The following is a 12,331-nucleotide window of genomic DNA, read 5'->3' as shown; positions in this document are numbered from 1 at the left end:
CGATCAGAGTCTGACTTGCGGCCGACGCCCGCGCCGCCGTCAGGCGGGCAGGCGATAGGGCGCGCGATACCGCGGAGTGATGAGCGCATTGGCATCGGCATCGCCGGCGAATTGTCCCGCCGCCGCATCCCAATGCACCTTCCGTCCGGTCTTCCAGCCGATATTGCCCATCTGGCACACGATCGCGGTATTGGCGGCGGACTCGATCGGGCAGGCGGGGGTGCGCGTGCGATCCTTGACGCAGGCGACGAAGTCGGCGGTATGGCGCTCGATCCCGTTGTCGCTTGACTTGGTCACCGGCACCTCGCGCGTCAGCGGCTTGCCGTCGCTGATCTCCGGAAACACCTGCCATTGGCCGCGATCGACGACCAGCGTTCCCGTTTCGCCGACGAACGCCACGCCATGGTCGCGTCCGCCATAGGGGCCATGGCTGATGCCGACGGCATGTTCCCATTCGACCGAATAGTCGCCGAAATCGAAGATCGCGGTCTGGGTATCGGGCGTCTCCATCGCCGAATCCGGATAGCCATAGGCACCGCCGAGTGACGAAACCGATTTCGGCACCGACGCCTTCATCCCCAGCAGCGCGATGTCCATCAGATGGACGCCCCAGTCGGTCATCAGCCCGCCGGCATAGTCCCAATACCAGCGCCAGCTGAAGTGAAAGCGGTTGGGGTTGAAGGCGCGCGCCGGCGCCGGCCCCAGCCAGCGGTCGTAATCGACGCCCGCCGGTACCGCCTGATCGGGTTGCGGCGCGACCCGCTTCATCCATCCCATATAGGCCCATGCCTTGACCTTGCGCACCCGGCCGATGCCGCCGCCATGGACGAGGGCGATGGCGTCGGCCCAATGCTGGTTGCTGCGCTGCCACTGGCCGACCTGTACCACGCGGTTGTGGCGTTGCTTGGCGGCGACCATCGCCCGGCATTCGGCGATCGAATTGCCCAGCGGCTTTTCGCAATAGGCGTCCTTGCCCGCCGACATCGCATCGGTCAGTTGCAGCGCGTGCCAATGATCGGGGGTGGCGATGATGACCGCGTCGACCGACCGGTCGTCGAGCATCCGGCGATAATCGTCGTACAGCCGCGGCGCACGCCCCGTCGCCTTCTTCAGCTCCGCCCCGCGCTCGGCCAGCACCCGTGCATCGACGTCGCACAGCGCGACCGGGACCACGTCCGATCCCTTCAGCATCGCGCTCAGATTGGACCAGCCCATGCCCTTGCAGCCGATCAGGCCGACCTGAAGCTTGTCATTGGCCGCGGTCCGGCGCCGCTGGGCGAAGGCATCGCCCATTGGCAGGACGCCGGCGGTGGAGGCGGCGATGCCGCCGGCCAACAGGGTACGGCGGTCGAAGCGCGCGGTCATTGCCATCTCTCCCAACATGTTATCGTCGGGATCGTACCGGGAAACGACCGCGTCGCAACCCGGTAAGGCATCGTCGGGTCCTCTGGTTCTACGAACGGAGCAGTCGTTCGATCTCGCGCGCCCGGATCAGCAACATGGTCGGGTCGAACGCCTCGTGGCGCGGCGTCCGGTCGGCGATGCACAGCGCGCCCAATGCGAAGCCGTTGCGATCGAGCACCGGAACCCCGGCATAAAAGCGCACGAATGGCTGGCCGGTCACCGTGCGGAAGGTGGCGAAGCGCGGGTCGCGCGTGGCGTCGGGCACGATCAGCGGTTCGTCGGGGCGCTGGACTGCGACGGAGCAGAACGAGTCTTCCAGCGACGTTTCATAGACATCGGTCCCGATCGCGCCGAGCAGGATCTGCCGCCGACCGGTGACGATCGACAGGCCGGCCATCGCCGTCTTGTACTCCGCTGCGGTGAAGCCGACGATCGTCGCCAGTTCGGGGTCGCGCACCCGCCCCAATACGCCGCTGCGATCGATGGCCAGATCGCGCACGGCGCGGTCGCCGTCGCGATACAGCTTGTTGATGCCGGCATGCGGCCAATCCCGGAAGCTACCGAGCGCCGAAGGATGATATCCCATTCGCTTTCTGCCTCTGCCTGATACAAAATACACGGTACGTCGACCGGACAGGAACCGGTGCTGTCGACCAATGCTTAAGATGTGTGAAGACTGGTTAACAAACAGTAAAGCGACCGGCAATGGCATCGATTGTAGAAGCAGAAAGCAAAGTAAAATCGATATTTACAAGTAGAGGCAACGATCACATCATTAATGCGTGGTTCATATTGGGAACCGTCGACTGAAGCAGGAAAACGACAAGCCGATGGTGCGGCGCAATGGGTATTAAACGCGGCCGCTTCGCCCCGATCCGCGGGTTACAGCAGGTCCGCTTCGCCGATCGTCACCAGCGGCGCAGCCTGTCCGCGTGTCAGCGCCTTGCCGGCGGCATCGGCCAGCCGGTCGCGTTGCGCCTGCGCGACGGCCAGCGCCTCGTCGGCCACCGGCCGGCCGGCCATCGCTTCGAGCGCGCTGTACCGGACCGCGAACTCCTGCCGTTCGCCATCGACCGTCCCGGCGAACTCGACCTGATACGCCGACGGATTGTCGCTGAACGTCGTCGCGTCGATCATCAATCCGGTATCGGCCATGGTCGTGCTCCCGCTGTCGGCACGATCTGCCGGCCGCGATAAGCGCGGCAACGCCCTGTCCGGTTCCATTCGACGGCAGCATTCCGTGGCGACCGATCGCGAAACATCGTCCGCAGCGTACGCTCATACCAAAGTCTGATATTCCGGAAACAGGCCGAACCAGCGCCTTTCCGGGTGATTGCGGGACCTCTGCGACAGTCCGCTTCATCATATCCCCGCGAAGGCGGGGACCCAGGCCCACACCCGCAAAGCTTTGTTTTGCTTGGCTCCGTACTCCCCGACTGCACGAGGTACGGAAGGGTTCCGGGACAGGCGGAGGACGTTCCCAAAGGTCTCGTTAATCACCGGGATCGGCGGTTTCGCAGGCATATCGCATTAATGCTTCCTTCGCGAATGGCGCACACGGTGCCGGCCACTACGTCGTTCAGGAGAAGTATCCCGTGGTTCGCTGGTTCAAGGCCGACGCGCCCATCCGGGTCAAGTTCGTGGCGCTTGCGATCCTGAACGGATCGCTGGCGTCGCTTCCGCTCGCGGTGGCGTTGCTGTCGCCGTCCGCCGCCGGTTCGGCGATGCCCTATGTCGCGGCGGCGGTGGCGAGCGTGGTGTCGATCGTGCTGGTCTCGCTGGTCGCGCGCAAACTGATCTGCGACCCCTATGTCACGACGGTCGTGCGCATGGAGGCGCTGGCGGCGGGCGAGTTCGATGCGCCGATCGCGTTTTCCGACTATCGCGACTGTGTCGGCCGGATGGCGCGGGCGATGGCGACGTTCCGCGACAATGGCGTCCGCCTCGCCTCGGCGTCGGGTATGCAGCAGCAGGTGGTCGCGTCGCTTGGCGCGGGACTGACCCGTCTCGCCCGCAATGATCTGAGCCACCGCATCGACACCGCGTTTCCCGATGAGACCGAGCAGCTGCGGCACGACTATAACCGGGCGATGGGCGCCGTCGCCGACGCGTTGCAGGCGGTCGCGTCCGCCAGCGACAGCATCAACGAGGGCGCGCTCGACATCAGCCGCGCTTCCGACGCGCTGTCGCAACGGACCGAGCAGCAGGCGGCGAGCCTTGAGGAGACGGCGGCGGCGATGGACCAGATCACCAGCACCGTCCGCCAGACCGCCAGTGGCGCGGCGCAGGCCAAGCTGGTCGTCGACCAGGCACGCGAGGAGGCGAACCAGTCCGGCGCCGTGGTCGACCGCGCCGTCGATGCGATGGGGTCGATCGAACGCGCCTCGAACGAGATCAGCGACATTATCAGCGTGATCGACGGCATCGCCTTCCAGACCAACCTGCTGGCACTCAATGCCGGCGTGGAGGCGGCGCGGGCCGGCGATGCGGGCAAGGGGTTCGCGGTCGTCGCCAGCGAAGTCCGCGCGCTGGCGCAGCGTTCCGCCGATGCGGCGCACGACGTAAAGCTCCGCATCACCGCGTCGAGCGAGCAGGTCGGCACCGGCGTCGCGCTGGTCAACGAGACCGGCAACGCGCTGCGGCGGATCGTCGATCGCATCGGCGAGGTCAGCGCGCTGGTCCACCGCATCGCCGAATCGTCCGAACATCAGTCGATCGGGCTGCAATAGGTCAACACCGCCGTATGCGAGATGGACGCCGTGACCCAGCGCAACGCGGCGATGGTCGAACAGGCGACCGCCGCCGCGCGGACGCTCGCCGATCATGCCGATCAGCTTGCCGGACAGGTCGGCCGCTTCATCCTGCCGCGGGACGCCGGTCGCGCCGGGCCCGGCCGGACCGCCGGGGTCGTGGTCCATGGCGACTTCCGCAGCGACCGCGCCGCCTGATCCGAATTGCCGGGATTAAGCGCCGTACCGACCGGTCAACCGGCAACCGGAAAAGGATAAATCTGCGGTCGTCCTCACAAAAGGCCGAGTAATCGTCACGGCGCCCTCTCGGCTGTCGATGGCGAGGAGCGGGGCCGCTGGCATAGCCGGCCAATCGAGCGGCATGATGCGTCGGGCATCGGCACGACGCCGCCAACTATCTGGATAAGAAAGTCTCCTGTCACGATGACGGGCAGCGATCTTCCAGCAGCTTTCGCGATTGTCGCCGACCGTTCATCGTATCGCGAAAACGCTACGTCGCGTTGGCGGCACCATTACCGAACAATATAATAGTAATAAAACCGCGAATAAGTCCGCGTAAATGGCCTGTTCGCCAGCTTAGTCACTGATATTCATGGCAAAGGCTGACCCGCCCGAACACCGGCGGCACCGTACGGTTCCGTTCTTTGCATTACCGCAAATTTCGCCTTAACCATTCCCCATCGGCCACGAACCTCGCGGCCGGAACGACCAAAGCCTTGCTTTCGAGCATTCATCTTGGGAGTGCCCTGACCCCGCATCGCCCATTCGTCGCCCGATCTTGCGAAGACGCGATGCCGGCCCGTCATGCCCTCCCGTAGTCGATGGGGATTTGACGCATGCATCATCGTGAATATCTTGCCGACGGCGCCACGACGTTGACGTCGGCACTGCTGGTGCTCGAACCCGATATCGCCGACGATACCTCGACCACCGCGACGTTGACCGTGGGGGCACCTGCGACCGTATCGACGCTCGGCACGATCGGCGACCAGGACTTCTTCAAGGTGCAGCTGGTCGCCGGAAAGACCTACGAAATCGGCATGTTCGCCAAGGCCGGTGGCCCGACCGGCGTGCCGCTCGCCGACAGCTATCTCGAACTCTATGATGCGTCGGGCAACATTATTACCGCTGCCGATGGCGGGGCCAGCACGACGATCAACACCGTCAACAGCGGGTTCGACGCGATCCTGACCTATACCCCGACCAAAAGCGGGACCTATTTCGTCAACGCCCGCGCCTATGACAACACGCCTGCCGACGGCACCACCGGCGACCTGATCGGCGACTATTCGGTGTCGGTGAGCGACGTGACCGGACAGCCGCGCTACGTCCCTTATTACAGCACCGACAACCCGCTCTATGCGATCGACTGGGGCACGCAGGTCGACGGCACCGTCCGCAACCCCGATGGCAAGGAAACCGGCCATATCACCGGCAATCCGCAGGAGACCGCGGATGCCAAGGGTACCGGCATCACCGGTAAGAACGTCGTCACTATCTATTTCGCCAAGGCCGGCGACCTCTATGTCACCGAAGACCCGACCTCGCCCAGCCTGCCGCCCGCGACGGTCGCGGTCGGCGCCAAGGATTTCGAGCTCAAGGCGATTTGGACCGCGCTGAAGGAGTTCGAGAAGGTCGCCGACGTCGTCTATGTCGAGACGCAGAACCGCGAAGAGGCCGATTTCGAATATTTCACCTATCAGGGCACGCCCGGACCGGGTGTCTCGCTGCTGGGATCGATGAGCCCGCCGCAGGAGAAGGACGAGGGCACCGCGCTGTTCAACTCCGGCGACAATCGCTGGAATGCGAAGAATCTGGCGCAGGGCGGCTTCTCCTTCGTCACGCTGATCCACGAATTCGGCCATGGCCATGGTCTTGCCCATCCGCACGACAATGGCGGCCATTCGGGCGTGATGCGCGGCGTCCAGTCCGAAGGGGCGGGGGTCGCCGACTATACGACCGGCGATTTCTCGCTGAACCAAGGCGTCTTCACGATGATGTCGTACGAGGATGGCTGGCAGGATTCGCCCTATGGCAACGCGCCGACCGACGCGGGCTATGGCTATCTGGGCGGGTTGATGGCGTTCGACATCGCCGCGATCCAGGACAAATACGGCGTCAACGAAGATACCGCGACCGGCAACGACACCTATACGCTCAAGGACGTCAACGCCGCGGGCACCTATTATTCGTCGATCTGGGATGCCGGGGGCACCGACCAGATCGTCTATGACGGCGCGCGCGACGCGCTGATCGATCTGCGCGCGGCGACGCTGCGCTACGAAACCGGTGGCGGCGGGCGTGTGTCCTATGCCGAGGGCATCTATGGCGGCTTCACCATCGCCAATGGCGTCGTCATCGAAAATGCGCGCGGCGGATCGGGCAACGACAAGCTGTACGGCAACGCGGTCGCCAACACCCTGATCGGCAATGCCGGCAAGGATCTGTTGCAGGGCGGCGCGGGTAACGACCGGCTGGAGGGCGGCGCGGGCGACGACTGGCTCGACGGCGGTGCCGGCGCGGACACGCTGATCGGCGGCAAGGGCGGCTCCGACGTCTTCTTCTTCGGCAGCGATATCGGCGCGTCGCGCGACTCGATCCTCGACTTCGGCAGCGGCGACCTGCTGGTCACCACCCGCAAGATCACCGACGGCGACAATGACAATGTCATCCTCTTCGGCCGCAACAAGGTCCTCGACCTTGGCAACGGCGCCTCGGTCGCGATGAAGAACGAAGCCGGCAAGACGATCACCACGCTCTACTATAACGGTTCGTATAGCGAGGACGGCGTCGACTATTATCTCTACAGCTTGTCGAAGACGGCCGGCACGGCGGGCTTCGCCACCAAGCTCGCCGATTACGACCTCGCCTGACCTGTGCTCCGGGCCGCCACGCGCGGGCCGGAGTTACGCTGTCACTAGAGCGGTTTCCGACCGATCTGCGCCATCACGATTGCGTCAGGAAGGTTGCCGGCGAGGAGCGGCGCGAAGCAGGGGCTGGTCTGCCCCTGCAAGCGTCGCAAGGACGTCCGGCGGCCTTCCTGACGCAACCCCTTCGGGGCGGGCCGATTTTCGTCTGTGGCGGCGTCCCTCGTCAGTCACTGCGGCCATGCCCCGCTCCTTCCTCGCTCCTAGCCACAAACAAAAAATCGGCTCCGTCGTGACGGTGCAGATCGGTCGGAAACCGCTCTAGAACATAATGACATGAGGCCAATCCGTTCGTCCTGAGTAGCCATTGAGCCTGTCGAAATGGCGTAGCGAAGGACCCGTGCCACAGGTGCTTCGATACGGGTCTTCGACTTCGCTCAGCCCCTACTCGGCATGAACGGTTCTACTTATTGTCATCAGACTCTGGTGTGATCCATCGCAATCGAACCAGACGTCCTCCCGGCACAGGCTGGGATCTCCTGGTGATGGCACGAGACAAAAGCCGCACGAGGCCCTAGCCTCCGCGGGGGCGACGGTTCCGGTCAACTGGATCAGCCGCTGAAGGGTGATACCGACGCGACAGACTCAATGCCGGTTCAGGACGAACGGGTTTGGCTCGGTCATCGCGTTCTACGCCCTGCATTCGAACGCTGCCGCCCGCTCGGTATCGCCCGCCCCGGCGATCGGCCGGGCGACCAGCGGATAGGGGCAGAGCGGGCGGGTCCGGCCGGGCCATGGCGTCGTCGCTCCCGCCGTCGCCTCGATCCGGTCCGGGGCGCTGCCCGCTTCGACCCAGCGGACCAGCGCGGCGAAGCCGTCGAATTGGTCGGTCGCCGGCCCGCCCGCGCAATGCGCCATGCCGGGCACCGGAAACACGCGCACGAACGATGCCGCGCCCCCGTTGACGCGCCGGTCGACATCGTTCCACCACGCGATGGTGTCGTTGATCGAGAAGACCGGGTCCGACACGCCATGCGGCACGATCATCCGCCCGCCGCGCGCCCGGAACCGCGCCAGGTCGCTCGACCGCGCGGCGATATCGTCCCATGCCGAGCGCGGAAAGCCGGGCGCGGTCGCGTGGATCGCCGCCGGATCGCGATCGAAATCATAGCCGAGCTGATAGTCCATCCCCGCCTGCGGCGTCGGCCCCAAGGCACGCGGCGGCGTCGAGAAGATCGTCGCCAGCGCCGGTGCGCCCATTGCCGCATTGATCGCCGGAATGGCGGGGGTCGCCAGACCCAGTTTCCAGATCCGCCAGCCATTGTCGTTGAGCCCCGCATCCCATGGGAAGCTGGCATAAAGGGCGTTGCCCCGGCTGTCGCGCGGTCCGCCGAACCCCTTGACCAGCGCATCGATCTGACCGGGGGCAAGGCAGCTTTGCTGCTTCTGCCCGCTGCATTGCCGCGCGCGCAGTTCGCGCACCACCTCGGCCGTTCCGCACTGCGCGAAATTGCCGACCAGCCCGTCGGCCAGCCCGTCCTTCGCATCGCACGCCGCCAGCACCGCGCCGCGCGCCAGCGACAGGTCGCCGTCCGAAAACGCCTGCACCAGCCGCGCGATCGGCACGCTGCTCTCGCCCGGCGCGCGCACCAGCGCGGCATAGGTCTGCGTATCCCATGCCTCGGCGATCGCCGCCTTGGGCAGCGCGAAGCCGGGCGCGGCGGCGAGGATGCCGTCGAATGCTTCGGGATAGCGCTGGGCGAACGCCATGCCTTCCTGCCCGCCCTTCGAACAGCCGGCGAAATAGCTGTGCGCCGGATCGCCATGATAATAGCGGCGCAGGATCGCGCGCGCCGTGTCGTAGCTGGCCTTCAGCGACGCATGGCCATAATCCGCCCGCGCCTGCGCATCGAACCCGAACGATACCGCGCCGCCGCGCGCCGGATCGGCATTGGTCGCGTTCGAATGCCCCGAATCCTGGCTGATGACGGCATAGCCCTGCGCCAGCGCGACCGCGCCGCCGGTCGCGGGGCCGATCGCGTTGCCGATATCGCCATTGGTCCCGCCGCCGCCCTGGAACACGAACCGCCGGTTCCACGCATCGGGCAACCGCATCCGGAACCGGATCGCATAACGCTGTCCGTCCTGCCCGGTGCGTTCGTGCAGCACCCCGGTCACCTCGCAATGGGCTGGCAGGGGCGGAGTCTTCGCGCCCGGTCCGACGTCGATCGTCAGCCCGGCGGCGCGTTCCTCGGCGGTCAGGATGCGCAGCGTCGGGTCGCTCCATCCGCCCGCGTTCAGCAGCGCGGCACAGCCCTGCGCCTTGGCCAGCGTCGTCGTTGCAGCGGGCGTCGTCGGCGTGGCGCAACCGGCCAGCGCCGATCCGGCCAGTATCGCGCCCAGCGTGATCGTCCGTCGCATCGCCTTCGCCTCCATCGTCATGCCACCTGATAGACGGTGATGCGCACCGCCGCCCCGTCCGCCGGGTCGGCCGCCCCGACCGTGCCGAGGAAGATCGCCTCGTTCAGCCATTGATGCTTGCCCAGCGGCGCTTCGAATTCCGGCGTCGTACGGATATAGTTGCCGCGTATCAGCCCGCGATTGCGGATATGGATCAGCGTCCCGTCGCGCTCGCGCATCAGATAGCTCGCCTCCAGCACCGTCGTCCCGTCGGCGCGAACCAGCTGCCAGTCCATCCCCTCGGGAAGGATCGTGCCGGAAATGCGCGGGCCGCTGAACCGGCCGCCGGTGATCGGGATGCGAATGCGTTTGCCCAGCGGCGTCGCGCCGACCTCCTCGGTCTTGCCCAGCGTCACGATCGCTTCATAGGCAAAGGTCAGGCCGATGCTGGTCAGCCGCTCAGGTGCCGCCTGTGCCGATCCCGGCAGCGACGCCGCCCCGGCCAGTACCGCCGACGCGCCGAGCAAACCGCGCCGGGTCCACCGGTCGGCTTCCGAAACCCGCATCGTGTCGGCCATGCTGCATCCCTCCAACCGGTCATCGCCGGATTGCTATGATGCATGTCTAAATGGCTGATGATTGCAAGCCGGCAAATCACTCCGCCGGTGGTGTTGCCTTGGCGAAGGTGCGTTGCAGCCACCGGTCGAACATCTCGACCCAATGGCCGGCGGGCATCGTGGGCGTGCCGACACCGAAGCCGTGGCCGCCTTCGGTCAGGAAATGCGCCTCGACCGGGCGTCCGGCCGTGCGCAGCGCCGCCAGCATCAACAGGCTGTTGTCGGGCACCACCGCGCCATCGTCCATCGCGTGCAGCAGGAAGGTCGGCGGCGTCGCTCCGGTGACGTGCTGCGCCGGGGATCGCCGCGCGACCGCCGCCGCATCGGGGTTCGGACCCAGCAGCTTTTCGGCCGATTGCGCATGGGTAAAGGGCGGCGCGGCGGCGATCACCGGATAGATCAGCGCGGCGGCATCGGGTCGCGCGTCGATCCGGTCGGTCGCATCGCGCGGAGGGTAGACGGCCTGGGCGAAATCGGTCTCCAGCGTCGCCGCCAGATGCCCGCCCGCCGAAAAACCGACCACCGCGACCTTGTGCGGGTCCAGCCCGTCGCGGGTCGCGGCGGCGCGGACCATGCGCACCGCGCGCTGCGCATCCTGCAACGGCACATCGGCGCGATTGGCCCAGCCCTCGCCCGGCAGGCGATAGGTCAGGACATGGACGGTATAGCCGAGCGCGGTCAGCCGCCCGGCGATGTCGACGCCCTCATTGCCGATCGACAGAAAGGTATAGGCGCCGCCCGGAATCACCAGCACCGACGCCCCGTTCGCCCGCACGGGCTTGAACATCCGCAACCCCGGCCGATCCACATTGCGCAGGAACGTCGCGGGATCGTTCGCCGGCACCGCGCCCGCCTTGAACCCGCCGCCCGGCGGCGTGCCGGTCCATAACGGCACGAACGGCGCCGACGTCCATGCCGCGGGCGGGGCGGGGCGTTCAGCCACGGGTGCCGGTGGCGTCTGCGCCGATGCGCTCGGCGACAGCACCGCCAGCGCGACCAGCGACGCGGCGCGACGGGAAAAGGAACGGACGGTCATCGGGCAATTCCTGTCGAAAATTCATGCGTCTGCGCCGAACGCACGGCGAAGCGCGGCGATCTTGGCGGCGGTGAAGCGCTTCGCCAAGCCGGTTTCGGCGCATGAAATCCTCCCGGACGAACAAGGTGGTCGATCCCCCGACCTGCCTATGGCGTCCGGCTCGGCATGAATCTACGCTGATCGGCAGGAGAGTGTGATGACGACAGCAACGCAGGCCAGCTGGCCGCTCGATGCATGGTATGTCGCGGCAAGCGCGGACGAGATCGGCGACACACCGCTCGCCCGCCAGATCACCGGAGCGCGCATGGTGTTCTTCCGCCCGGCAAGCGGCGGCGTCGTCGCGCTGGAGGATTTCTGCCCGCATCGCGGCGCGCCGCTCTCGCTCGGCTTCGTGCGCGGCGAGACGCTGGTATGCGGCTATCACGGCCTTGCCGTCGATTGCCGCGGCCGCGCAGACAACATGCCGGGGCAGCAGGTCGGCAGGTTTCCCCCGGCCCGCGCCTTTCCGGTCATCGAACGTTATGGCTTCGTCTGGGTCTGGCCCGGCGATCCCGAACGCGCGTCGGCGGACAGGCTGCACCCGCTGCCCTGGGCCGAAAGCCCCGACTGGGCCTATGGCGGCGGGCTGTTCCATATCGGCTGCGATTACCGGCTGATGATCGACAATCTGATGGACCTGACCCACGAAACCTATGTCCATGCCGGCAGCATCGGCCAGAAGGAGATCGACGAAGCCCCGGTGAAGACCGAGGCGACCGGCGTTGAGGTCGTTACCAGCCGCCACATGGAAAACATCTCCGCGCCGCCCTTCTGGCGGATGGCGCTGCGCGGTGCCGGCCTGCCCGAGGATGCGCCGGTCGATCGCTGGCAGGTCTGCCGGTTCTCGCTGCCCAGCCATGTGATGATCGAGGTCGGCGTCGCGCTGGCCGGGCAGGGCGGCTATCATGCCGATCCGTTCAAGAAGGCATCGAGCATCGTCGTCGATTTCATCACGCCCGAGACCGAGACCTCGCACTGGTATTTCTGGGGCATGGCGCGGCAATTCGCGGTCGACGATGCCGCGCTGACCGACACGATCCGCGAAGGGCAGCGCACGATCTTTTCGGAGGATCTGGAGATGCTGGAGCGGCAACAGGACAATCTTTCGCGCTATCCCGACCGCAAGCTGCTGGAACTCAACATCGATGCTGGCGGGGTCCGCTCGCGCCTGATGATCGACCGTGCCATCGCCCGTGAACGGGCCGCGACCGCGTGACG

General features: G+C 66.3%; 10 protein-coding genes. 4 read left to right on the top strand and 6 right to left on the bottom strand.

Features of this window, described 5'->3' with window-relative positions:
* Positions 1–39: 39 nt before the first annotated feature.
* From MF607_RS15785 to MF607_RS15775, 3 genes are all read right to left on the bottom strand, one after another.
* Entirely contained in the window at positions 40–1,365 is a 1,326-nt protein-coding gene (locus MF607_RS15785) for a Gfo/Idh/MocA family protein (RefSeq protein WP_242120509.1), read from the bottom strand.
* 88 nt (positions 1,366–1,453) lie between these two features.
* Positions 1,454–1,990 (bottom strand): GAF domain-containing protein, encoded by a 537-nt coding sequence (locus tag MF607_RS15780; protein WP_242120506.1) that lies wholly within the window; start codon positions 1,988–1,990, stop codon positions 1,454–1,456.
* A gap of 296 nt (positions 1,991–2,286) precedes the next feature.
* Positions 2,287–2,559, bottom strand: coding sequence for a DUF1488 family protein (locus tag MF607_RS15775; RefSeq protein ID WP_242120504.1), 273 nt, complete (start codon positions 2,557–2,559; stop codon positions 2,287–2,289).
* 440 nt (positions 2,560–2,999) lie between these two features.
* On the opposite strand from MF607_RS15775, the gene MF607_RS15770 reads away from it, so the two are divergent.
* The 3 genes from MF607_RS15770 to MF607_RS15765 all read left to right on the top strand — a co-directional run bounded on the left by MF607_RS15770 (position 3,000) and on the right by MF607_RS15765 (position 7,027).
* Complete coding sequence (locus MF607_RS15770; protein ID WP_347340892.1) at positions 3,000–4,133, top strand: methyl-accepting chemotaxis protein; 1,134 nt, start codon at positions 3,000–3,002, stop codon at positions 4,131–4,133.
* A gap of 30 nt (positions 4,134–4,163) precedes the next feature.
* Positions 4,164–4,352 carry a hypothetical protein gene (locus tag MF607_RS22945; protein ID WP_347340891.1) on the top strand — a complete coding sequence of 63 codons (189 nt, stop codon included), beginning with the start codon at positions 4,164–4,166 and terminating at the stop codon, positions 4,350–4,352.
* A gap of 638 nt (positions 4,353–4,990) precedes the next feature.
* A complete protein-coding gene (locus MF607_RS15765) occupies positions 4,991–7,027 on the top strand; it encodes a M10 family metallopeptidase C-terminal domain-containing protein (RefSeq protein WP_242120502.1) in 2,037 nt (678 codons plus the stop codon).
* Positions 7,028–7,711: 684 nt separating this feature from the next.
* On the opposite strand, the gene MF607_RS15760 is transcribed toward MF607_RS15765, so the two are convergent.
* The 3 genes from MF607_RS15760 to MF607_RS15750 all read right to left on the bottom strand — a co-directional run bounded on the left by MF607_RS15760 (position 7,712) and on the right by MF607_RS15750 (position 11,074).
* Complete coding sequence (locus MF607_RS15760; RefSeq protein ID WP_242120500.1) at positions 7,712–9,463, bottom strand: tannase/feruloyl esterase family alpha/beta hydrolase; 1,752 nt, start codon at positions 9,461–9,463, stop codon at positions 7,712–7,714.
* On the bottom strand, positions 9,460–9,999 hold the full coding sequence (locus MF607_RS15755; RefSeq protein ID WP_242120498.1) for a DUF3237 family protein: 540 nt from the start codon (positions 9,997–9,999) through the stop codon (positions 9,460–9,462). Before MF607_RS15755 ends, MF607_RS15760 begins: the two co-directional genes overlap by 4 nt.
* A gap of 76 nt (positions 10,000–10,075) precedes the next feature.
* Entirely contained in the window at positions 10,076–11,074 is a 999-nt protein-coding gene (locus tag MF607_RS15750; RefSeq protein WP_242120496.1) for an alpha/beta hydrolase, read from the bottom strand.
* A 196-nt stretch (positions 11,075–11,270) separates the two neighbouring features.
* Between MF607_RS15750 and MF607_RS15745 the strand changes: the two genes are divergently transcribed.
* Positions 11,271–12,329: an aromatic ring-hydroxylating oxygenase subunit alpha gene (locus MF607_RS15745; protein ID WP_242120494.1), complete on the top strand. Its 1,059-nt coding sequence runs from the start codon at positions 11,271–11,273 to the stop codon at positions 12,327–12,329.
* Positions 12,330–12,331: the final 2 nt, after the last annotated feature.

The sequence above is a fragment of the Sphingomonas lacusdianchii genome, assembly GCF_022664395.1.
GTDB classification, from domain to species: Bacteria; Pseudomonadota; Alphaproteobacteria; order Sphingomonadales; family Sphingomonadaceae; genus Sphingomonas; species Sphingomonas lacusdianchii.
Note: the sequence above shows the minus strand (reverse complement) of the source record. Positions and strands in the feature narration are given on the sequence as shown.